Origin of the sequence: Streptomyces sp. P9(2023) (genome assembly GCF_032436795.1) — a bacterium.
In the GTDB taxonomy this organism is placed as follows: Bacteria; Actinomycetota; Actinomycetes; order Streptomycetales; family Streptomycetaceae; genus Streptomyces.
The window spans coordinates 1-22261 of record NZ_JAUPWM010000040.1; the positions used below are offsets into that span (position 1 = coordinate 1).

The following is a 22261-nucleotide window of genomic DNA, read 5'->3' on the forward strand; positions in this document are numbered from 1 at the left end:
CGCGGTCTCCTGCGGAGACACGACGCGGAGTGACTGCGTCACTCCCAAAGCTGCCGCGCCGCTGCGCGGCGCCGGAGGAAGTAGCCCGACGGGCAGTCACCTGCGGTGACTGCGGGGTGGTCCGGCTTGGACCGGGAGCGTGGGCCCCGTGTGGGGGGCCGGTGGTGACTCCTCACCCCCTGCGGGGGTGTTTTGGCTGGTCAGAGGGCTGATCGGTCGCTGTGTCCCGGGGGTTTTCGATTCCGTCCCCTGCGGGGCCGGCTCACCGGTCGCGGTATCGTGCTCTCTGGTAGTTACATTACGCAGGGTACCAGGACCGTGTCCACCCTCCCCCGAGGCGAAGGGAGCGGTAACCCAGAGCCATCACAGCTTGTACGCCGGATGGGTAGCTGGTCTACACCACTGAGAAAGTCGCGGCGAGAAGGGGAATTGGGTTTCGGCCCGGAAAGAGGGTGCGAGGGCGTGCCAAATACCGGCCCTGAAAACCCACGTGACGAAACCTCATAACCCCACCCGCAAACCCAACCTGACACCCCACCAAAACCCCATACCAACATTCCGGATCCGCATACACCCTGAACACCCATCAAAAAGCGGCGCTCCCCAAAATTCAGGGAGCGCCGCTTCATCTCGGTACAGATGGCCTTTAGAGCTCCATCGTCACGAACCGGTAGCCGAAGAACAAGACCACCCCGAGAATGGTCAGCCCCACGGCCCAGATGGCCCAGTGCCAGGGGAAGCCACTGCCCTCATAGATGGAAGGTGTAGGGATCTGTCGCTGCCGTTCCTGTCGCCGCCGCTCGGCCTTGAGGGCGTCGCTGACACCCTTCTGAACGGCGCGCTCGACTTCCCAGCGATCCACACTTCCCCCCTCAAGAGACCCGTACAGCCGTTCTCCCCACCATGGCGCTGCGCCATACGCCTGGGACGGGGACCGAGCGCGGCCCGGATATCGGCGGCGCGGGACGGGGCATCGTCGACCAGCGTCAGCCGTCGACGTCGGCGGGCCGCCACTCGGCGGGGAACCGCCGGCGGGCCTGGCCGTCCGCGCTCGGTCGCCGCGGCGCGCCGGCACCGCGCGTAGAGAGTCCCTGCCGGGTCGGCCCGGCAGGGACTCTCTACGCCTGCGTGATGGTCGGCGTGAGAATGACATGGCTATTCATCACTCGTGTCAGCACCAGCCCCTCACGACCTGTCAGTGTGAACTACCAGGTCGCTCGGGCTACACCACTGACAACCAGATGACGACTCTTCACTGACACTCCCTCGCAGACCATCACTGCTGGTCCGGAACGACGCTGCCCAACGATGGACGCCTCAACACCCTTCCCGAACGGTGCCAAGTGCCGTGCAGAGCCTTTTAGTTCGGCCGTGTCCAGCCCTTCTTGGACCGGCGCAGGATCTGGGCGGCAGGGGGCTCTCGATCAGGCAACCGACAACGGCCATCCCCAGCTCAAGCAACCGCCGAAGACCTCGAGGCCTGCGGCCCGGGCAGACGCAGCAGAGGCTTGTGAGGGGGCGCAGCGGAGGTGTCGGTCAGGGTGCGAAGGGTCGCGGGCGGGCGAGGTCGGCGGCAGAGGATGTCGGGGGCGACAGGGGCGGCACCAACTCGGCAGGTTTCGACATCGGCGTTGTATGCGGCTTCCGCATACAACTCGGATTGTCGACCTCGGTGTATACCGAAAGTGCATACATTGGCGGGATATTGACACCATGTCAGGTTATGCGGAACTCGCATGCCCAATGAGAAGGCCGGGATCGTGGGACTGGTCAGGCAGGAGGTTGAACGAGACGCGTTGACGGTGGTGGCGGCGTTCTGGCTCGTCCTCGCCAGCTTTGCGCTCATGACCGCTGTCTACGTCATGAGGGACGTACAACTGCTCCGTGCCCGCCGTCGCACCACGGCCTGATCCGGAAGGGCCCTGGCTACGGTGTCCCGAGCACCGGAGCGAGGGCGGCCAGCAGACGGGCCCGAGGTCCCGCCTTGCGGCTTCGGTGTCCGGATGGGCGTCGTCGAAGCCCATCCAGTCGGTCTCGCGGACGGCGTTCTCGACCATGCCGAGGTTCAGCGGCTCGTTCCGGTGACCCGGCCACTCGTCCGCCTCGTGCAGCGCCGTCTCCAGGAGGGTGAGTGGCAGGGCGCAGCTTTCGGCGAGGAGGACCGCGTCGTACAGGTCTTTGGCTTGCGGATACATGTCGCAGCTCAGCCACATGAGTTTCCAGGCCAAGGACAGTTCCCGGTCTGCGGCCAGCAGGCGGGCGCCTGCGACCTCGGTCGGGCGGTGCGGGGTCGGGAGGCGTTCTTGGAAGACGAAGTCGAGCTGGACCTGGCCGCCGGGCAGTCCGGGTGCCGTCCACGGCAGGACCAAGCGGTGGCCGGGCACTCGCTCGTAGGTCCAGATGTACTCGGAGACGCCGCCGGCCGCCGAGATCGACAGGCCCGTGCCGCTCTCCTCGGCTTGGCGGCTCCGCCGCCTCGGCGATGCCGTCGAGCATGGCGCGGGTACGCGGCTCCTCGATGCGCCAGGTCTCGGGGACGACGACGAAGTCGATGTCCTTCGGGTCGCGGGCAGCCTCGCCGAACCAGGCGGACATCAGCATGCTGCCACGCAGCACGAGGAAGTCGGTCCACGGCGAGTCGGCGACGGCCGCGAGGACGAGCTCCAGGGCCGCGCGTCGGGCCGCCTGCCAGCGGGCCCGCAGCTCTGGGTCCTCGACGACGCCGTCACCGGGCCGGTATGCCTCGTCGAAGTGTTTGAAGGCCGGGTCGAAGACCCGGTGCCGGACGGCCGCGTCGCCGATGCCGGCGGTCAGGGTGTGTGGGAGCTCGTCCTTGCGGCGCATGTAGTCGGTGCGGGGCTCCGCGCCGGTGTCCGGCCCGTCCGGGATCGACGGCGCCCACGGTTTGTCGTTATTTCGGCTTCCTCCAGCCATCCCTCGTCCAATGACAGGTCGCTGTCGGAGAGGACGAGTTCCCGTTCCTGCGTGACCAGTTCGTGCCCGGCTGCGACCAGCGCGGCAACGAGCACGTCGCAGGCGCGTCCTGCCGCGTCTGCTGGTCCTGGGTGTCGCTGGGTCACGAAACGCTCGTGCCGACCTCCCTGGCCTGGTAGGACCCGGCGGGGGTTCCAGGAGACGTGGGCGCCGTGTGGCATGACGAGGGCCTCGAGCGCGGCCCGGTCGTACGCGGCGGGCAGCGCCCGTTTGAGGTGGTGCTCGTAGTAGCCCCCGCCGGGGCCTGAGGGCTCCGCGCTCCATGGCACCGTTTCGACCTTGACCTGCACCGGTTCGAATCCGGCCTCCCGCAGCCCGGCCACGACCGCCGGGTGCCTGGTCCGGTCGGGCAGGGTCAGCATTGGCTGGACCGGTGTCCGGCCCCGGGCGAGGACGATGGTGGTGACCTTCAGCCCCCGGCTCGCCGCCCACACGCCGAGTCGGGCCCGTTCGCCCTCAGTGCGGCACCGGACCGTCACATGCGTCTCGTAGATGTTGTCGACCTCGTATATCTCGAACACCTCGTACACCGCGACGAGTCTGGCAGACAGGATGTCGGGGGCTCATCCGGGTTTCCGGCTTTGGCGCCCTTAGGCTCGCAGCCGACGACGGGAGAAAAGGCATGTGGAAGTGGGCCCTGGACCGGGCTGGGGTCAGGGAGCCGGTGCTGCGGCGGGACTACACGGAGCAGCGGCGGGTGGTGCGGAGGTTCGCGACGGCCGAGTACGCGGCCGCGCGGCTGCTGCTCCCTGCCGCGCTGCTGCCGCACGTCGTGGCCGCCGTCGCGTTCATGCACGACACCGACGACCGGATCGACCGCGGGGCGCCGGACGAGCGGGCGGCCGCGCTCGTGGAGTGGGACGGCCTGGTACGGAAGGCCTTCGCCGAGGGTGACTCGGGGTTGCCCGTGCTGCGTTGCCTGGTGCGCACCGCCGAGCGTCACCCGGACGTGCGCGTCTATGTGGAGGGGTTCTTGCGGGGCTGCGAGCTTGAGGTCGCGTGGCGGGCCATCGCGGACGAGGAGGAATTGGAGCAGTACGTACGGGAGTACTCGTTGCCTGCGCTGATGCTCACGGCCTGTCTCCTCGCGCCTGCGGACGTGTCGGGGCGGGCGGTGTTCATGGATGGTTGCCATCGGCTTATCTGTGCCATGCAGCGCATCGACTTTCTGGAGGACCTGGCCGAGGACGTGCGCGGGGGCCGGCTGGGAGTGCCTGCCGACGCGGTGGCGCGCCACCGCGCGGACCTGAGCCGGCCTGGCGCGGCGTTGGGTCGGCTCGTCGAGGAGCAGGCGGACCGGGCGGCCACCGACCTGGCGGCGGCTTTCCCCCTCACGGGCGTGGTGGAGGCTTCGTACCGGCCCTTCGTACGGGCTCTCGTCGGCGTCCAGGGCCTCCGCCTTGACGCGGTGCGCCGCGCGGGTGCGTCTCTGGCGGTGCGGAGCTCCGGTCCGCCGGGGTCGGCGGCTGCCGTACTGCTGCTGCGGGAGGTGGCGGCACGGGCCCGGCGGGCTCCACGGGTCGGGCTTTAGGGGGTGTTTTGTCGCTCAGGCCGGATCAGGGAGTGGTGTCTGGTGCCGTGGATCGCAGGGCGGAGGAGGTGATCGCCTCTGGTGGGATCCCCTGCGGTTGCAGTCGGGACAGGAGTTCTGCCTCCTGTTCCTGCGTGAGGGCCATCCACAGTGAGGTTCCCGAGTCGCTGGCGCTGAGGACCAGCTGGTGCCCTCGCCAGCCTTCGGCGTTGATCGTGTGGGGAGTCAGGTCCAGCAGGTCGAACTGTGCGTCGTCATGGATGTCGATGTCGATGCCCATCCCGGGGTCGGTTCGTCGGGAACGAGTGCCATCTGCCACCGCCTCCCGGACCAGGGATAGCGCGTGTTCGCACGAACGGAGCACCGCGGGTGGCCAGGGATCGTCGCTGTAGGCGTCGAGGTGGGCAGCGTCGATGCCGGAACGCAGCACGCGAAGCGCCCCACGGTGAAGGAGCACGATGTCCGCAGGGCTCAATCCGTCCACGAGTACGAGTTCGCGGCTCAAGCCACCATGCTGGTTGATCACACGCTCGACCTTCCCACACGCATTCTCCCGCGTCTGAGGAGGTTGGCTGCCGCCGCAGCATGATCTTCTGTCAGGCAGGTCGTGGGGTGCTCTCAGGACGCCGTACGGACCCTCTGGAGGGTGTAAGGAGGAGTCACGGGCCCTTGCCGGTAAGTGCCGGGGAGCCTGGCCGTTCTGGGTCGCGGGCGGCGTGGGCGCTGCGACGGCGGCGGGCGGCGTTCGTGTCATGCCGTCCGGCAGGGTATTGGCCGCGAGGCGCCTGCCCGCCTTGTCATCCGTGGGTGGGCGTGTCGCTCATGCCGCCCGGCATCCCAGGCCCCGCTGGCGGGCGGCTCTTGCCGGCCGTCAGGAGCGCGCTGGCTCCTCGGGAACGCTCTGGGCTTCCAGCTGCTGTACGACTGCGGTCGCGGCGGTCAGAGACTGCTCCAGATCCGCCATCGCCGCCTGATCGGCGAGGTTGTCCCTGGCGTGGAGATCGACGAGCTCCGTCATGTGCGTGGCGGCCTCGCGCGCCTCGGCCACCTCCGGCCCGGGGCCTTCGTACACCCGCCTATCGAGCCGATGAGCGACCTCTTCGACCTTGCGAATGACGTGGCCATTCGGCGCTCGTGTCAGCACCAGCCTGTCACTGTGAACTACCAGGTCGTTGGGGCTACACCGCTGACAGCCAGATGACGAATCTTCACTGACACTCCCCCGCAGACGATCACCTGGGGAAACGCGGTGTGTGGCTCACAGGTTGTGTCGTTCCGGCGCGTTTGGTGAGTCGAATGGTGAACTCGCCGGGGCATGTCGATGACGGTGGTGGTGTCGTTGGGCAGGGCGTGACGACGGTGGTGCTTGTCGATGCGCTGCGCCGGGATGCCGCTGCGCTTGTGGAGCAGTACGGGGCGGGGCGGTGGGTGCCGGAGCAGGCCGAGGGGGAGTTCGCCGAGGGCCTTGCTCGCGGCCGGTGGGACGGGGCGTTCTTCCGTGCCTGTCTGCGTGATGTGCCGTCGGCCGTACGGTCCGGCCGGCTCGTCGACGTGCTCGCCCCCCGCCGCTGAGGTTCTGGACCGGGGCGACGTCGAGCAGGATGTCGTGCTGCGGCTGCGCGTGCTGGTCGACGCGTTCGCACCCTGACTCTGACCCGTCGGCTCCCGGTCCCGTCGTCCATCGCCGTGCGGGCGTTGCGAAACGCCGGCAGCTGGAGCTGGCCGGGCGCTGAAGCGCTCACCGTCAGGCTCACCACGTTGTCCCTGTACCCGGGGAACGATCTTGGGGCTCGGTGCCGTTCTCCCGGCATGAACTATGTACGGGAAACCTCCGAGGTCCTGCGTTACACCGCCTTCTCCGACGATCCCGAGGGAGGCAATCCCGCCGGAATCGTTCTCGACGCCACGGGCCTCGGCGACGAGGAGATGCTGGCGATCGCCGCCGAAGTCGGCTATAGCGAGAGTGCGTTCCTGACGGCGCCGTTCGAGGGAGCGGGTTCCGGCGTGGTGGACGCCGGGCGCGCGTACACGATCCGCTACTTCAGCCCCAAGGCGGAAGTGCCCTTCTGCGGTCACGCCACCGTCGCGACGGCCGTGGCTCTCGCTGAGCGCATCGGCCCCGGCGACCTGGTGTTCAGCACGCGGGCCGGGACCGTGCCGGTCACCGTGACGCGGGAGGGCGGGGCGATGCGGGCCACGCTCACCAGCGTCGAGCCGCACATCGAGGAGGTCGCGGCCGAGGACCTGGCCGAGGCGCTCGCCGCGCTCGACTGGCCGGCCGGCGACCTCGATCCCGCCCTGCCTCCCCGCATCGCCTTCGCGGGTCGCCCGCCATCTGGTCCTGGCCGCCGCGACCCGAGAGCGCCTGGCCCGCCTGGCGTATGACTTCGCCCGGCTGGAGGCCCTGATGCACCGGCTCGACCTGACGACGTTGCAGTTGGTCTGGCGCGCCTCTGCGGAGGTCTTCCACGTCCGCGACCCGTTCCCGGTGGGCGGTGTGGTGGAGGACCCGGCGACCGGGGCGGCGGCAGCAGCCTTCGGCGCGTACGCCCGTGAGCTCGCACTCGTGCCCGAGGCGACGGTTCTCACCCTCCACCAGGGGGAGGACATGGGGCGCCCCGGCGTCCTGACGGTGGAACTGCGGGCGGGCGACCGGCGGATCAGGGTCGGCGGCGCAGGGGCCCGCATCCCGGCCTGACCCGAACGACAGGCCCTGACCGATCAAGTCCGCTGACTACCGGCCTCACAAGGCAAGCGCCTCGTCCCCGGCGGCTGCAACGCCGGGGACGAGGCGTTGTCACAGGTGGCCACCCGATCCAGATGATGTCCCGTACGGACAGGTTCTGGGTGAGGTGGTTGATCACGTAGACGATCCCCAATCCCGTCGGCGGAGGCCACGCCTCCGACCGGGCCGGGACAGCCGCCCCGCCGCCTCGCGGTGGCCACGGTGGCCACCGGCGTGGTTTCCGTGATCGCCGTCGTTGTCCTCGGGCTGACCGGCCACTCGGAGGCCGCGACCGCCGCCGGGGTCATCGGCGGTGCCGCTTTCGCCTTCGGCGGCATCACGGTGACGGTCAATATCCGCCGATAGCACAACGTGCGAGGGGCCCCAGGACGTCGTCCTGGGGCCCCTCGCACTTCTCCGAGCTGCTGGGTGAAGTCGAGGGACTGTGCGGCGACCTGGGTGCCGATCAGGCCCCGATGCCGACCGAGGCGACGTAGGCGTAGGCCGCGAAGTCGGAGTCCAGGTCGCTGATGACGTCGTCCCAGATTTCGTCCATCATGTCGTCGTCCTGGTCGGCGTAGGCGCCCACCAGGTCCTCCCAGATGTACCGGACCGTGATCGAGCGCTGGGACAGGGTCGGGCGCCGGCGCTTCTCGTCCACCTGGGACTGGTCCACCGGATAAATCTCCATCCGGCTGCCCTGGCCGTCGTTGTCCAGGTGCCGCTTGAGCCATCCCGAGCGGATCAGGTTAGCCCGCCGGCGCTCCCAGTACGCGCTGTCGATCCGCTCCCGGCTCTTAGGCGACGGAGTAACCCCGCCCTCCGTCCAGGACTTCAGCGCGCGGTCGGTAACCCCCTGCGTCTTCAGCGCTTCGAGGCCGGCCTCGCTGTCGAGGTAGCGCAGCCGGGCGGCAAGGCCGCGGTTGGACGTGACGGGCGAGGAGATCCCGGACGAATAGACGATCCGGTTCAACTCTTGGATAAGGGCCTCTCCGCCTTTCATTCCTCGGGTGCTGTACTTGCCGAAATCGCCCCAGCGGCCCCACAGTTCCGATGACCCTGCCATCAGCGCCTACCCCCCAGGGTGTAGGTGTCCTTTTCCTTGACCTGGTTCAGGTCTCGGCCCTCCGCGAAAACGGAACGCCAGTCCCCCGCGACGTGGAGTTCATCCGTGCCGGAAATCTCGACAACTTGAAGACCCGACCGGTGTGCCTTGTGGGCCTTCATCCACAGATTCGCGAAAGCCTTCGCGCGGATGATGTGCATCCAGTCCGGGCGGCGGATTTCCCGGTTCGCGCTTGACTCGCCAATAGTTGACACGAACTTAGAATACATGGCCTTCACATAAGCCACCGTCAGTTCGTCTCCCTCAGCGAGAGCGTTCTTCCGAGATTCGGCCAGGGCGCGGCGGAGCTTTTCCAGCAGAGCTTCCGAGGCGCCCGAGACCAGCGAACGGTGGATCGCGGGGGTGTCGGCCAGGCCCTGGCGGGCGCAGTCGAGCAGGAGGCGTAGCGTGGACTCGGTCACCCACAGCTCGCCGGGCTCGATCCGGTGCCCCAACGGGTTGGGGAGGTCGGTGTGTTCCCAGGTGGCCGGGGTGATGAGGTGGACGCCGGCCTTCTTCGGGTCGTGCACGCCGCTGGTGTCCTCGCGGAGCTGGCCGATCGGCAGCCAGCACTTCAGCGCCGAGCAGTAGGCCGCGTTCATGTCGAGCGCGGTCACCTCGATCAGCTCGCCCTTCTTCGCCGCCGCGAAAAGCTCGGAGTTGCGCCACTTGGGGCGGCCCTCCCAGATTTCATCTGCGCCCTTCTGTGACTTTTTGCGCAGGATTTCGGCGGTCGGTGGGAATTCCGAATGCTCGTACCGGCCGCCGACCCGGGAGGACTTCAGCAGCGCCATCACGTCCGGAATCGCGGCCTTGATCAGCGCGGCCTGCGCGGCGTCGACGTCACCTGAGCACTCGGCGAGCACCTCATGCACCCGGTCGGTGATCTGCTCGACCAGGTTGGTGGAGGCGTAACCCGGGGCGGGCTGCCGCGAGTTGACCGGGACGGAGGACGGCGCGGGCGGGGTCGGCGGGGCGGCAGGCGGGGCGGCGACTGGAGTGGGCGGAGCGGCCGTGGGCATCTCGGCCGGGGCCGGCGGGGCGGGCGCCGCGACCGGCGGGTCGGGCTCGGGCGCCGTGGCGGGGGCGTCCGCGGCCGCGGACGGCTTGGTGGCCGGGGCATCCTGCGCGGCGGCCGCGAGGGCCGAGCAGTCGGCGGGGTCGAGGTGCTGGGGGTAGCCGTCGACGTCGTCGAAAGCCGGCCCGCCGCACAGCACACACCGCCCCACCGGCTCGCGTTCCGGGGCCGGCGCGGGAGCGGCAGGCTGACGGTCCGGCAGAGAGCCCTGGGCGGGCGGTACGGCGAGCGGGGCCAGGCTGCCCGGTACGACGCTCGGGACCGCGCCGTGGAGGACGCCCACGGCGTGTGTCGGCCCGGCCAGGAGGTCGAGCACGTGGAGCCGGTAGTGGGCGGCCAGGAGGTCGACGTCTTCCAGGGACCAGTGGGCGCGCCCGGCCTGTTTGCGGGATACCTGCGCCTGCGACTGCCCGAGCCCGGCAGCCAGGTCGCCCTGGCGCTCGCCGGTCCGCGTCATCAGCGCGGCAACCGTGAGTCGGAGGATCTCCTCGGTACTCATCATGACGACCATCCTAGTATGCACGATGCGAAATCCGCATATGAATTGCAGATATCGACTCGCGCGGGATGTGGGGGTGGCACTGTCGACCCCGTCTGGAGCCCCTCGCGGGACGGCCGCTCAGCACGGGGCCCTGTACGGGGCCCTGAGCGGCCGTCCTTCACGGACGTCTCCGGGATTCGGTGAACAGCACGGGCTTGGTGCGCTCCCGCCGGTCTCCGCCCCCGGGGGGCCAGTGGGGGCGCACAACTGACTTGAGAGTGGACCCGGCCGGCAGGGGTGTCCAAGGAGGTTCCCGCTCGTCGTCCTGACTGGTCGTCAGCAGCATGGGCACGACTCGATACTTGACGCCGACATGGCCGGGCTCAGGCTGGCACGGGACCGGGCCGCCCGCCCAGACTGACCCCATGGAAACCATGGTGCCGGTAGACGGCGGCGAACTCTGGGCGGACGACACCGGAGGGGACGGACCGCCGATGGTCCTGGTCCACCCTGGCGTCGGCGACTCGACGATCTGGGACCCGGTCCTGCCCGCGCTCGACTCACGGCACCGGGTCATCCGCTACGACGCCCGCGGCTACGGGCGTTCGCCCGCCCCGGACGTCGCGTACTCGCCGGCCGCGGACCTCAGGGCGGTGCTCGACCACTTCGGGCTCGCGCGGGCGGTCCTCGTGGCCTCCAGCATGGGCGGGGCCGCCTCCATCGCGCTGACCCTGAACGACCCCGAGCGGGTGGCGGGCCTCGCACTCCTCGTCCCCGGCGTCACCGGCTACGACAGTCTCGCCGACACGGAGCTCTACCAGGACATCGGGAAGCTCGCGAAGACCGGCGACATGGAGGGCATCGTCCGGCTCGGCCTCAGCCGGTGGGGCCAGGCCGCCGGCGGCACCCCCGAGACCGACCCGGTCGCGGCCGACCACCTCAGGGCCGTGCTGCCCGCCTGGTTCGCCAACATCGCCCACCAACAGACCGATCCCCCGGCTTTCGACCGGCTCGGCGAGATCGCCGCGCCCACGGTGCTCGCACTTGGCGAGCTGGACCGGCCTGAGGTGGTCCGCTGCAACGAGGAGATGGCCGAGCGGATCCCCCGCTGCCGCCTGGTCCGCCTCGCCGCCTGCGACCACTACCCGACACTGCGGGAGCCGGAGACCTGCGCCCGGCTGATCGAGGAGCTGTACGCCAAGGCACGCTGACGCCCGAACATCGCGCCGCCCGACTCGAGTAGCCCGCACCCCTTTTCGAGCCGATGCTTGCCCAGGCCGCCAAGTCCCCGGCTGCGGCGTCCTGGCGAGCAGCCCAAGACGCCACGCCATCGGACGGGAACGCGGACACCCTGACCAGTGCCGCGTCGTCCCAGCCGCAACTTCGCCCCCCAGGCTTCGCTGGTGCAGCTGGGAACGGCATCCGCACGAGCCCCCCGCTCCCGTCGGCTTCGGGGGCGGTGTTCCGATCGGCCGCGTCGGCTACCGCGTTGATCAGGTTCCCGCCCATCCGGGTGGGGCGCCGACTGTTTCGGCGCTCCGGTCGCGTCCCGCCGGGTCCGTCCGCAGCGGGCCGGAGGAAGTTGGCGCCGACGGACCGGGCCGTCTCCTCGACCGCGTCGCGGTTCTTGTCTGCGGCCGTGAACAGGACCATGCCGACGCTGCCCTTGTCGCCCCTCAGGCACATCGCACGCAGCGTGCCGGCGGCCACCTCGGTGTACCTGAGGCACCGCATCCAGGCGCCGTGCGGGCCGGCCCCGGCCCGCCAGGTGTCGTGGACGATGCCGACGTGCTCCGTCTCCTTGGGGAGGATCCCTCCGTCGTACACGTACGACTCCCGCATCTCGTGGAAGTCTCCGGTCCTCACGGCCACCAGGTATTCGGCGGCGCGTCTGCCTTCGGGCATGAGCAGTCGCCTGTCGAGAACGGCAGCACTCTGCTTCAAGGTGGCCGGCTGGCTTCGTTCACTTTCAGCAGCAGCGTTTGTGTACGAGTTTCGGCAGCACTTGGTGATCAACGGGCCGGTGAATGTTCACGGGAAATGACAGCAGCGTGGTGGGGGTGGGAGCGCGCGAGAGTTCGACGTGGATGCTTCTGTGTGAGGGGACTTCTCGTCCCTCAGGAGGGGGACAGCACGGCTATGTCGTACCGCTCCGCCACGGGAACCGGGCATTTCGTCGACTCGTCTTGGGCGTCGGCTTGCAGCCGCCGCAGTCCGTCTCGGAACTCCGCAGCGGTGAGCTGGGTGAACTTCGACTGGGGCTGAGACGTCATGCGGGCGTGGTAATCCCGGAGACTGGCGGTGACGGGTCGAGCGAAGGACGTGACTGTCCGGACCGTGAAGCCGGCCGCAGCGAAGTCCTCGAGCACCTCGGACTTGGATGGAAACCGCTGTTCATCCAGCTCGCGGAGACGCGGCCAGTAGTCGTAGACGAGTGCATCCAACCGTTCCCGGAATGTGGTCCGGATGACCGTCACGCCGCTGGGCTGGAGGATTCGGGCTAGCTCGTGTGCGACCCGGACACGGTCGGGCAGATGGTGGATCACGCGGGACAGCATGGCCAGGTCGAACAGGTCGGAGCGGGTGGGCACGGCTTCCGCGGTGCCTGCCAGGTATTGGACCGCAGGGTGGGAGTTGAAGCGCTGAGCCTGGGTGAGCATGGGTAAGGAGGCATCAACACCGACCACCCTCGATGGCTTCAACCAGCGGGCCATCGCCGAGCAGAACATGCCGGTTCCCGCCCCGATCTCCACCACGGCAGGGGACGAACGGCCTGCGAAGGAACCGATCAGGTGTGCCCAGTCGCGGAGTGATTCATCGGGCATCTCATTGCCGTGCTGGTAGACGCCCGCCAGCCGCTCATCGTCATAGACCCTGCTCATACCGAGGATGCTTATGGCTCTGACGTTTTAGGGCAAGACCACCTGCTCGTGCCGGTTCGAGACGCGAAGTCAGCGCGTAGGGCGCGACCCGGCGCCCATAAGGGCGGCGGGTCGCCGTGGTGGTCCTGGAGGAGTCAGCCGGCCTGGGCAGGTTCTTCAGCGCGTGCGCGGGTGCTGGCGAGGCGGTAGGAATCTGTGCCGGTTTCGATGATGGTGCCGTTGAAGGTGAGTCGGTCGACGATGGCCGCGCAGAGGCGGGGGTCGGTGAAGGTCTTGGTCCAGCCGCCGAAGGACTCGTTGGAGGCGATCGCGACGCTGTTCTTCTCCTCGCGCTCGGTCAGCACCTGGAAGAGGAGTTCGGCGCCGTGCCGGTCGAGTTCCATGTAGCCGAGCTCATCGATGCAGAGGAGATCAACGCGTCCGTAGCGGGCGATGGTCTTGTTCAGCTGCTTCTCGTCGGCGGCCTCGACCAGCTCGTTCACCAGCTTCGTGGCAAGCGTGTAGCGGACGCGGTAACCCTTCATCGCCGCCTCGGTGCCCAGGGCGATGAGCATGTGGGACTTGCCGGTGCCGGAATCGCCGATCAGGCAGAGCGGCTGACTCTTCTTGATCCATTCGCAGCTGGCGAGGGTGTGGACGGTGGCCGCGTCGATGTTCGGGTTGGCGTCGAAGTCGAACGCCCGCAGAGACTTCTCCCGCGGGAAGCCCGCGGCCTTGATCCGTCGTTCCGAACGACGTCGGGCCCGGTCGTCGCACTCGGTCATCAGCAGTTGGGCGAGGAAGCCGCGGTAGGTCATCTGGTCCTTGATCGCCCGGTCGGCGATCTCGTTGAACTCGTTGCGGATCGAGGGCAGCCGCAGCAGGCGGCAGGCGGTGTCGATCGCGGCGTCGGCGGCCTGCTCGGTCAAGCCGCGCTGGCGGGGCAGGGTCACTGTGCTTCTCCCTCACGGTGGTCGCTGCCGCTGGTGCGGCGGCGTCGGAGCAGTTGGTCGTAGGGGGTCACCGACGGCAGCGGTCTGGTGTCCGGCGGGAGGTGTGCGAGGCGCCACTCGTGCAGCGACGTGACGGTCGCCGGCGTCTCGCCGGGAAGCGCCGGGACGGAGGCGCCGACGGTTGGCTCGTCCTCCGCCTGGGCAGCCTTGCGGGCCTCCAGCGCAACAGCGTCGGCGGTCAGGGCGCCGGCTCTCAGCGCGGTGGCCAGGCCCGCGACCACGTGCTCGTGGGCGAGGTGCCGGTTCAGCAGCAGGACCTCGATCAACGCCCGGGTGCCGTCCCGCTCGCCGTGGACCTTGCGGGCCTGGGCCCACCAGGCGTCGTGGACCGGGGGGAACTTGCCTGCAGACCGGGCCTGTTCCAGGGCTGTGGCACCGGGGAAGGCGCCGGGCTTGCGGATGAGGGCTTCGAGGTAGTGGTCCAGGTCCAGGCGGCAGCTGCCCTTCGCGATCAGCCTCTCGTGGCGGGCCACCTCGACGTTCCTGTCGTAAACCACCAGGTGAGAGGCGTGCAAGACGACACGCACCCGTTTGCCGATCAGGCGGGTCGGAACCGAGTAGCGATTGGTCCGGACAGCGATCTGGCTGTAGCGGTCGACTCGTGGCGTGAACAGTCGGCCCGTCTCGAACGACTCCTGCGGCAGCGGCATCAGCAACGGCTGCTCGACCGCGAAGTACTCATCGACGGTCCGCGGCCTCGAACCGATCCTCCGATGCCCGTCGTGCAGGTCCCACTGGTCGACCATCTCGTTCAGCTCGGCGAGGGAGTCGACTTCCGGGACCGGTGTGAAGTGATTGCGGCGGAAGTAGCCGATCATCCCTTCGACGCCGCCCTTCTCGTGGGCGCCTTCGATGCCGGGGCGGCAGTAGAAGCTCTCGATGTTGAAGTGCGAGCGGAAGGCGATCCACCGATCGGTCTCCACCCGGGCCCGGTTGAGTCCCAGCACCTGGGCGACGGCCGACTTCAGGTTGTCGTAGCGGATCTTGCTCCGAGGGACACCGCCCAGCGTGCGAAGCGCGTGCACGTGCCCTTCGAAAAAGGCTTCCTGGCCGCAGGAGGCGAAGACCCGGTGCACGGCCTTGCCCGAGTAGGACAGGCGGAGCGAGAACAGGTAGCAGGTCACCAGCTCGCCGGCCAGGCGCACGGTTACGTCGCCGAAATCGACCTCCGCCTCGTGGCCCGGCAGGTGGGTCTGCGGCACGAACGCTTCCACTGGGGCCTTGCCTGAGGCCGCCAGGATCTCCGGCTTCCGGTCGGAGACGTAGCGCCGGACCATCTGGTAGGACACATCGGCGCCGTGCTCCTCGACGAGCCGGTGGAAGATCCGCGTGATCGTGTGCCGCTGCTTACGCGGCGCGTCGAGGTCCGTCCGCAGCATGTCGTCGATCACTGGCTTGTACGGATCCAGCGCAGTCGGCCGCGGCGGCAGCTTCTTCCGGGGCTCCGGCCAGACCGAGTCCACGGCCTTCTTCACGGTTCGCCACGACACGTTGTACTTGCGCTCAAGCTCGCGCATCTTCATGCCAGCACGGTGATCACGCCGGATCGCTGCGTACAGCTCGACCTTGGACATCTGCGGCATGACCAGGACCTTTCACCAGGAGCATCCCGATGCTGCCCTGGCAAGTACCCCAGCGCTGTCAAAACTCGGGTTCTGGCTCAACTTCTGTGAAGTGCACACATTGAGTGACGTGCTACGCCGCGTGGTCTACTGTCCCGCCGGGAGGTGCCGTGAGTGGCGTGGTGACGTTGTTGAAGCGGACCTGGGTGGACTGGGCTGTCTTCGTTTGCATGGTCGTGACCGCGGCCAGGTGCAAGAGCCCCATTGCGGCTGGCCTTTTCACGGTGTTCGCAGTCGTGGTTGCGGTCGTCGCTGTCCGAACGAGCTGGAAGCTGGTACAGCTGGCTGGTATCGGGCCGACATGTTCTGCCGGCGAGGCGGAGGCGCGCCACAGAAGTTGAGCCAGAACCAAAACTCGTGAACATCACCCGACCGTGGATCTGGGTGCCTCCCAAACCCGTGAACAACCGACGGCACTACTGGTGAATAAAGCCAGCCGGCAAGGCGGGAGGCCCAGGCGCAGATGCCGTGACAGGGAGAGCTTGTCGAGCCGGCCTGCGTCACCACACTTCCCCGAGCGCCCGAATCCACCTCAAAGCCGGCAGAAGCAGTCCCCCGGACCGCAGACATTCGACCACCTACACCGGCGGCTCGGTGGAGCTGCGCAGCATCCGCTCCACATGAGCAACACAGCCCCCGCTAACGAACGGGTTGAGTAACGCAGGCCAGCCGCTCCATTGGCGATCTGATCTACGGCCAGCTCAAGCCGTCTACAGCAAGGCCCCACAAGGGGATGCGCTCACCAAAGTGAGCAATGCCCAGCTCAGCGAACTCCGCCCTGCTCACCTTCAACCGAGCCGCAACACCCAGTCTCACTCGCGCTGAGACTCGTCGTCGCGGGCCGTCGTGCCGCGACAGGTGACCGCCACACAGTCCAGTGCCCGGTCGAGCCGGAGTCGTACGGAAGCCGCGTCAAGATCATCTTCGCCGGCACGGCCTTCGGAGACTCCGGGCGGCCCCCACCGGCCGAAGACCACAACATGACGCGCCCCCGACGGTGTCGACATCACCGAGAACACAGGGCTCGTTCCGCCGGCCGTCGCGGGCGAGGCAGCCGTGGAGAACGGACCGGCTCGAAGGCGCCACTCTCGTCTGGCGAGGGAGGGAAGGCGGCGTGTGGGACGCGGCCCCGGGGACAGGTGACCTGGGGACGGCGGCCTGGGGACAGGCGGGCGGCCTGGGGTCAGGTGGCCTGGGGACAGGCGGCCGGTGCGTGTCGGCGTGTGCGGCACAGCGTCGCGTACACCGCTGCGGTACGGGGGGGGCGAGGGGGCAGGCGGGAGTCCGGCTCCCGCCCGATGCATCAAGGGCGGCTGTGTGGCGTGCGGGGCGGACGGTTCGTGTGGGGCGGCAGAGGTGGGACCCGCTGTTCCGCGCCAAACGTGAGGGCATTCTGGGGGTGTTTGTTGGCCGGGGTCCGCCCTGCCCTTTTGTGCGCGGGCTTCTAGCATTCGACCACCCCCGCCCGTACCGGTGGGGCGCCCCAGGGACCGAGCCTGACATGTACATGATGCTTCAACCGTTGCCGGCCGCACCACCCCTGTCCGTACCGCCAGCGCCCCGATCTGCCGCACCAGGTCCGTGACGGCCGCCCGCCCGCGGCGCGCCGCACCCCCCCCAGCCCCGCGACCGGACGCACCCGCGCGCCCGCACTCGCCCGGCACCAAAGCACCGGATGGGAGAACCATGCGAGTCCCCCTGCTGGTCAGCGGAGCGGTCACCGCTCTGTTCGCCTCCGCCCTGCCCGCCCAGGCAGGCCCGGCGTCGATCGTCGACCCGCCCCCGGACAGGATCGTCATCGACATCGCCACCGTGAACGGCTCCGGCTGCCCGCTCGGCACCGCCGCCATCGCCGTGTCCGAGGACAACACCGCCTTCACCGTCACCTACAGCCAATACCTCGCGCAGGTGGGCGGCGACTCCTCCCCCACCGCCGCCCGCAGGAACTGCCAGCTCAACCTCCTGGTGCACGTACCCCAGGGATTCACCTACGCGATCGCCAGCGCCGACTACCGCGGCTACGCCTCCCTCCAGCCCGGCGCAAGCAGCACCGAGAAGGCCTCGTACTACTTCCAGGGCTCGCCGAACACCGGCCTTGACCCCGGATTTTGGACACCGGAGAGACTTGGACCTTGATGGTCCAGGAGAACGGAGTCCCTGTGGGGATGAAGCACTACCCCGCCGAGTTCAAGGCGGACGCGGTCGCGTTGTACCGGTCGAGGCCGGGAGCCACGATCAAGTCCGTCGCCACCGATCTGGGAGTGAACACCGAGACACTCCGGAACTGGATCCGGGCCGCCGACGGACGGCGTTCCGGCGCCCACTCCGCGACGAAGTCAGGTGGCGACGGCGTTCAGGCGGAGCTGGCCGCGGCCCAAAAGAGGACCCGCGAGCTGGAGGAAGAACGCGACATCCTCCGCAAGGCGGCCCGGTATTTCGCGACGGAGACGCGCTGGTGAACCGCTGCCAGTTCGTTGAAGATCACCAGCGCCGTCACGGCGTGAAGCGGCTCTGCATCATTCTCGGCCTCTCCCGGTCGAGCTTCTACTACTGGCGCCGCACCGCGGCCGTGCGGACGGCTCGCCGGGCCGCCGAGACAGAGCTCGCTGATCGGATACGCGAGGTCCACCAGGACTCCGACGGAACCTACGGAGCCCCCAGAGTCACCGCCGAGCTCCGCGACGAGGGGATACGGATCAATCACAAGCGCGTCGCCAGGATCATGCGGACCATCGGACTCGAGGGCGTGCGTCTGCGCCGCCGGCACCGCACCACCCTCGCGGACCCGGCCGCGGCGAAGGCGTCGGATCTGATCGGCCGTGACTTCACCGCGGACGCGGTGAACACGAAGTACGTCGGCGACATCACATACCTGCCGGTCAGCGGCGCGAAGCCGCTCTACCTGGCGACCGTCATCGACCTCGCCTCCCGCCGGCTGGCCGGCTGGGCGATCGCCGATCACATGCGAACCGAGCTCGTCATCGACGCCCTGGCCGCAGCCGAGCGAACCCGCGACAGTCTCGCCGGAGCGATCATCCACACCGATCACGGATCCCAATACACGAGCAGGGCCTTCGCCGAAACCTGCAGGTCAGCAGGGGTCCGGCAGAGCATGAGCGCGATCGGGTCCAGCGCGGACAACGCCGCCGCCGAGTCCTTCAACGCCACCTTCAAAAGAGAGACGCTCAAAGGCCGGCAGGGCTGGCCGAGCGAGCGCGAAGCGCGACTCGATGCCTTCCGCTGGCTGACCCGATACAACACCCGACGCCGGCACTCCCGCCTCGGTCAGCGATCTCCGATCGCCTACGAGAACGCCTTGCCGTTGACAACAACTACCCTGACCCAATCCGCATAGACGTGTTCAAGATTCGGGGTCAAGGCCCGTGGGTGAGCAGGTTGCCTATCTGCGGGGGATGCTGGGGGCCGGGGAATCCGAGCAACGGATCCGCGCGGCCTGGCGAACGCTGACGAGCGAAGCCGCCCAGTTCCCTGACTGCCCGCCAAAGTGGCTGCTACCCGGGGCTGGCGTCAGCACCTCAGGACAGGATCACCGGCATGAGTGAGAGAGGGATCGCCCTGATTGCCGCCGGGTCGGCCATCCTGAGCAGCATCACGACAGGTTTCTTCGCGTGGAAGGCCGGCCACCGACAAGCCGCCGCCGCAGAGGCAGCGGGCCACGCGCAGGCAGCCGCGCTGATATCGACCCCTCCGGCGAGGGTGGAGGGCATCACTCCTCGCCGTCTTCCTCGTCCTCGTCGTCGTACCAGCCTTCGACCATGCCGACCAGGCACTCATCGACGGGATCACCGAGGATGTCTTCCGGCGAGACCACTCGGCGCACGATGTTCAGCGGATACAAGTCCTCTTCCGGGTCGGCGTCCCGGCCGGGTGCGCCCACAGAGGGGGTGTCGCTGAGCCCCCGGTTCTCGACTTCGCCGTAGAAGGGTGCCAGTTGCCCGAAGTTGATGTCAGGCTGGTACTTCCACACCCATCCCCGGCGGCGGCACAACGTCTCGCCGATGTACCAGACGGCACCCTGCACGAACGGGGTGCGGCGCTGGGCGGTGACCTCCTCCATCTCCGCGAACGCCTCGCGGATCAGGTTTCCCAGGGCTTCCAGGGAGGCGTCAGAGAAGTCGAAGAGGTCGACGCCTCCGGCTTCGTGTGCCCAGGGTTCGAAGGCGGCCTGTCGTTCGGTCAGCCACGCGAGGAGGTCGGGGTGGCGGGTGGGGTCGTAGTCGGCGGGCGGTGTGGTCATGACGGAACCGTACCGAACCCCACAGACAACACCCCCCAGGGCTTCGCCATCCCTCCACACGCCACGTCAACAACCCGTTGCACACGGCACGTTGGCAGCCTCTAAGGTGTTGGCCGGCGGACAGGGACGACACGGGGGCCCTGCCCAGGCCGCCCACAACCGAACAAGTCCCGCGGCCCCCAACCACAGGGACACCACGTGCACACACCCATACGACAGCGCTTGAAAAGGCGCCTTTCCGCCGCGCTGGCGGTCATCTCCACGGCGGGGATGCTGCTGATCGGCCTGCCGTCGACGGCATCGGCCGCGCCGGGCGACTACGCGAAGATCACCACGGGTAGCCGGTGCGACAAGATGCACCTGAAGAAGACCTTCCCGCGCACCCCGAACAACTCCGGCGCCCCGACGGGGCAGCACCATTGGACGAAGTCCGGGCCGGACGAGGAGTTCTACTACAACAACAGCTTTAAGGGCTGGGAGACGGTTCCGGCGCCCACTCAGGCGGAGCTGTCCAAGCTCACCGGCAGTGACGCCGAGATCCGCAAGTGGGACACGGCCTGGGCGAAGTCCAAGAACCCCGAGGACATGCGCACGGCGATCTACTCCCGGTATCAGCGGTACCTGAGCGGGACGGGCACGAAGAAGCCGTTCGCGAAGTGGAAGGTCAACCTGATCAGTGCTCAGCACTCGAAGCAGAAGGGGGGTGTATTCGAGCGGAAGGCCGTCCAGGACTTCAACCTGATCGGCCCGGACTGGATGTGTGAAGTCACCATCGAGATCTACGACAAGGACGGCAACAAGATCGCGTCCCGCCGGTATGACGCCTACAACCAGCGCACCGGCGAGCTCGGCGAGTTCAAGTCCGACGGCAAGCGCAAGCCGGGCCAGTTCAAGGCCGACAAGGTCATCCTGCGCCACAAGGACGCGAAGTACGACTTCACCCGGTCGCGGCTGACGATGTTCACCAGCGAGAAGCCCAACGGGGCCACCGTCCGAGACTACAAGGCCGAGAATACCAAGCTGCGGGCCGAGCGCGGCACCGGCAACAATCCGATCCGGATCGCGGAGCGCCGGGCGACCGCGAAGGGCCTGTGGCCGCAGACGAAGTACACGAAGTCCTACCCCGTGTTCAACCCGCGCCCGAACACCGGCACACAAGGGCCGATCAACTCCATCGCCTACGGCTCCGGCAAGAACCCCGCCCAGGCCCGGCAGATCCAGAACCAGCACAACCAGGCCAACACCCGCAGCGTCCTCGGCCGCGGCCCCGGTGGCGTCGACTTCTCCACCCTGGAACTTCAGTACGTCGGCAACCCCGTCAAGGGCAAGGGCCTGGACTACTCCATGAAGGCTGACCTCGTGCCGGACGAGGACACCGAGCCCGGCTACGGCGGACAGGCGAAGCTGGAACTGGCCTCGGACGCCCTGTTCACGTGGCTGGCGCTCACCCCGGACCGGATTTGGGTGAACCTGAACCCGGACCAGCCCGAAACGATCATGGACAAGGGGTTCGGCCAGACCGACACCGGCCGGGTCCTCCTCGTGGCCGACATGGAGATGAAGCGGGACTTCTCCCGCGCCATGAACCCCAAGGAGTCCCCCGGCAAGGAGTTCATGAACGCCGCGCCGAAGGTCAACGGCGTGCCCTGCTGGGGCTCGGGACGCAACTGGATCGTCCCCGGCCGCGCGAAGGTCCGCGAGCAGGACGGCGGCATCTACATCCTGGACGCCCCCCTCAAGGTCAACCACGCCGCGATGGACTTCACCACGCCCGTCCCCGGCGAGCGGTGTGACACGAAGCTGAGCAAGGCGGAGAAGGAGTACAGCCACCGCCTGATCGATCGCTACCTCGTCCCGCACGTGCAGGAGAAGATCAACACCGATCCGAAGTACGCCGACCTGCGGCGCGTCTACAAGTCCCGCGTCGCGGCGGAGTGGATCCGCCTCCAGGACGCGGAGAAGGCCACCGACTTCCGCCCCATCATCAACAGCAATGATCTGAAGCGGTGGCCGCTGCGCGGCGAGAATGCCGACTGGGACAAGCGCACGGTGTGGAAGGAGATGGTCAAGTCCTTCACCGAGGGAGACTTCACCTACGAATGGCCCCTCGGTGATGGACGCGTCTACACCTTCTTCGTCGGCGGCGTCGACTTCTCCAAGGCCCCCAAGCGGAACGTCTCCGGCGTGGAATTCACCACGCAGCACCGTGAGCTTCCGCGTACGACGAAGGACTCTGTGCGAGCGCAGACCTCCGCCCGCGACAGTGACACCGCGTTCCTCGGCGGCAACGGGTCGGCCGCAACCGACGACGGCACCCCCGACCCCACGCCGACCCCGACGCCGACCGGACCGGGGAAGCCCGACCCGACGCCGACCCCGACGGCCCCGGATCCGGACCCGACAGATGGCCAGTCCAGCCCCCCGACCAGCAGGCCCGACCCGAAGGACCCTGACGGCGACCTCGCCGACACCGGCTCGGACACCCCGGTCGGCCTGATCGCAGGCATCGCAGCCGCAGCCGTCGCGGCCGGTGGCGCACTCGTCTGGTGGCGCCGCCGCCGGGCGAACACCGAGAACTAACCCCGCACCAGAA

General features: G+C 68.4%; 17 protein-coding genes and 3 pseudogenes. 8 read left to right on the forward strand and 12 right to left on the reverse strand.

The window, feature by feature from the left end; all coding sequences use genetic code 11:
- Positions 1 to 646: 646 nt before the first annotated feature.
- The 4 genes and pseudogenes from Q5762_RS31330 to Q5762_RS31345 all read right to left on the reverse strand — a co-directional run bounded on the left by Q5762_RS31330 (position 647) and on the right by Q5762_RS31345 (position 3524).
- Complete coding sequence (locus tag Q5762_RS31330; RefSeq protein WP_315895656.1) at positions 647 to 862, reverse strand: hypothetical protein; 216 nt, start codon at positions 860 to 862, stop codon at positions 647 to 649.
- Positions 863 to 1721: 859 nt separating this feature from the next.
- Positions 1722 to 2384, reverse strand: a complete 663-nt coding sequence (locus Q5762_RS31335) for a nucleotidyl transferase AbiEii/AbiGii toxin family protein (RefSeq protein WP_315895657.1) — start codon at positions 2382 to 2384, stop codon at positions 1722 to 1724.
- 52 nt (positions 2385 to 2436) lie between these two features.
- Positions 2437 to 2844, reverse strand: a pseudogene (locus Q5762_RS31340) (nucleotidyl transferase AbiEii/AbiGii toxin family protein); the annotation flags it as partial.
- Positions 2811 to 3524 (reverse strand): hypothetical protein, encoded by a 714-nt coding sequence (locus tag Q5762_RS31345; protein WP_315895658.1) that lies wholly within the window; start codon positions 3522 to 3524, stop codon positions 2811 to 2813. The gene Q5762_RS31345 and the pseudogene Q5762_RS31340, both read right to left, overlap by 34 nt.
- A gap of 92 nt (positions 3525 to 3616) precedes the next feature.
- Here Q5762_RS31345 and Q5762_RS31350 point away from each other — a divergent pair, with 92 nt between their 5' ends.
- Entirely contained in the window at positions 3617 to 4525 is a 909-nt protein-coding gene (locus Q5762_RS31350; protein ID WP_315895659.1) for a squalene/phytoene synthase family protein, read from the forward strand.
- Between the two features lie 25 nt (positions 4526 to 4550).
- Here the strand turns inward: Q5762_RS31350 and Q5762_RS31355 are convergent, their stop codons facing one another.
- Both Q5762_RS31355 and Q5762_RS31360 read right to left on the reverse strand, forming a co-directional pair.
- The gene (locus Q5762_RS31355; RefSeq protein ID WP_315895660.1) at positions 4551 to 5051 is read right to left on the reverse strand and encodes a hypothetical protein; all 501 of its coding nucleotides are present in this window, start codon (positions 5049 to 5051) and stop codon (positions 4551 to 4553) included.
- A gap of 345 nt (positions 5052 to 5396) precedes the next feature.
- Positions 5397 to 5669, reverse strand: coding sequence for a hypothetical protein (locus tag Q5762_RS31360; protein ID WP_315895661.1), 273 nt, complete (start codon positions 5667 to 5669; stop codon positions 5397 to 5399).
- Positions 5670 to 5884: 215 nt separating this feature from the next.
- On the opposite strand from Q5762_RS31360, the gene Q5762_RS31365 reads away from it, so the two are divergent.
- From Q5762_RS31365 to Q5762_RS31375, 3 genes and pseudogenes are all read left to right on the forward strand, one after another.
- Positions 5885 to 6097, forward strand: a complete 213-nt coding sequence (locus Q5762_RS31365) for a hypothetical protein (protein ID WP_315895662.1) — start codon at positions 5885 to 5887, stop codon at positions 6095 to 6097.
- Between the two features lie 237 nt (positions 6098 to 6334).
- Positions 6335 to 7223 (forward strand): annotated as a pseudogene (locus Q5762_RS31370) (PhzF family phenazine biosynthesis protein).
- Positions 7224 to 7472: 249 nt separating this feature from the next.
- A complete protein-coding gene (locus Q5762_RS31375; RefSeq protein WP_315895663.1) occupies positions 7473 to 7616 on the forward strand; it encodes a hypothetical protein in 144 nt (47 codons plus the stop codon).
- Positions 7617 to 7716: 100 nt separating this feature from the next.
- Here Q5762_RS31375 and Q5762_RS31380 read toward each other — a convergent pair whose 3' ends face one another.
- Entirely contained in the window at positions 7717 to 8316 is a 600-nt protein-coding gene (locus Q5762_RS31380; protein ID WP_315895664.1) for a hypothetical protein, read from the reverse strand.
- Complete coding sequence (locus tag Q5762_RS31385) at positions 8316 to 9935, reverse strand: acyltransferase (protein ID WP_315895665.1); 1620 nt, start codon at positions 9933 to 9935, stop codon at positions 8316 to 8318. The genes Q5762_RS31380 and Q5762_RS31385 overlap by 1 nt, the downstream gene beginning before the upstream one ends.
- 404 nt (positions 9936 to 10339) lie before the next feature.
- On the opposite strand from Q5762_RS31385, the gene Q5762_RS31390 reads away from it, so the two are divergent.
- Complete coding sequence (locus Q5762_RS31390) at positions 10340 to 11125, forward strand: alpha/beta hydrolase (protein ID WP_315895666.1); 786 nt, start codon at positions 10340 to 10342, stop codon at positions 11123 to 11125.
- 906 nt (positions 11126 to 12031) lie between these two features.
- Here Q5762_RS31390 and Q5762_RS31395 read toward each other — a convergent pair.
- The 3 genes from Q5762_RS31395 to istA all read right to left on the reverse strand — a co-directional run bounded on the left by Q5762_RS31395 (position 12032) and on the right by istA (position 15371).
- Complete coding sequence (locus tag Q5762_RS31395; protein WP_315895667.1) at positions 12032 to 12796, reverse strand: methyltransferase domain-containing protein; 765 nt, start codon at positions 12794 to 12796, stop codon at positions 12032 to 12034.
- Positions 12797 to 12930: 134 nt separating this feature from the next.
- Complete coding sequence (istB, locus tag Q5762_RS31400; protein ID WP_315895668.1) at positions 12931 to 13728, reverse strand: IS21-like element helper ATPase IstB; 798 nt, start codon at positions 13726 to 13728, stop codon at positions 12931 to 12933.
- On the reverse strand, positions 13725 to 15371 hold the full coding sequence (istA, locus tag Q5762_RS31405; RefSeq protein ID WP_399495310.1) for an IS21 family transposase: 1647 nt from the start codon (positions 15369 to 15371) through the stop codon (positions 13725 to 13727). Before istA ends, istB begins: the two co-directional genes overlap by 4 nt.
- Before the next feature lie 1725 nt (positions 15372 to 17096).
- Here istA and Q5762_RS31410 point away from each other — a divergent pair.
- Positions 17097 to 17501 (forward strand): annotated as a pseudogene (locus tag Q5762_RS31410) (DUF4360 domain-containing protein); the annotation flags it as partial.
- A gap of 68 nt (positions 17502 to 17569) precedes the next feature.
- Positions 17570 to 18765 (forward strand): IS3 family transposase gene (locus tag Q5762_RS31415; protein ID WP_399495311.1). Its coding sequence is split into 2 segments (ribosomal slippage): positions 17570 to 17852 and positions 17852 to 18765, totalling 1197 coding nucleotides; the frame shifts between segments, so codons are not numbered across the junction.
- 372 nt (positions 18766 to 19137) lie between these two features.
- Here the strand turns inward: Q5762_RS31415 and Q5762_RS31420 are convergent.
- Positions 19138 to 19668: a hypothetical protein gene (locus tag Q5762_RS31420; protein WP_315895670.1), complete on the reverse strand. Its 531-nt coding sequence runs from the start codon at positions 19666 to 19668 to the stop codon at positions 19138 to 19140.
- 222 nt (positions 19669 to 19890) lie between these two features.
- On the opposite strand from Q5762_RS31420, the gene Q5762_RS31425 reads away from it, so the two are divergent.
- Positions 19891 to 22248 (forward strand): LPXTG cell wall anchor domain-containing protein, encoded by a 2358-nt coding sequence (locus Q5762_RS31425; RefSeq protein ID WP_315895671.1) that lies wholly within the window; start codon positions 19891 to 19893, stop codon positions 22246 to 22248.
- The last annotated feature ends 13 nt before the right edge of the window (positions 22249 to 22261 follow it).

Coding starts and splice junctions, on each gene's coding strand:
- Q5762_RS31350 (WP_315895659.1), top strand. CDS start 3,617: ATGTGGAAGTGGGCCCTGGACCGGGCTGGGGTCAGGGAGCCGGTGCTG.
- Q5762_RS31380 (WP_315895664.1), bottom strand. CDS start 8,316: ATGGCAGGGTCATCGGAACTGTGGGGCCGCTGGGGCGATTTCGGCAAG.
- Q5762_RS31385 (WP_315895665.1), bottom strand. CDS start 9,935: ATGATGAGTACCGAGGAGATCCTCCGACTCACGGTTGCCGCGCTGATG.
- Q5762_RS31390 (WP_315895666.1), top strand. CDS start 10,340: ATGGAAACCATGGTGCCGGTAGACGGCGGCGAACTCTGGGCGGACGAC.
- Q5762_RS31395 (WP_315895667.1), bottom strand. CDS start 12,796: ATGAGCAGGGTCTATGACGATGAGCGGCTGGCGGGCGTCTACCAGCAC.
- istA (WP_399495310.1), bottom strand. CDS start 15,371: ATGCCGCAGATGTCCAAGGTCGAGCTGTACGCAGCGATCCGGCGTGAT.
- Q5762_RS31420 (WP_315895670.1), bottom strand. CDS start 19,668: ATGACCACACCGCCCGCCGACTACGACCCCACCCGCCACCCCGACCTC.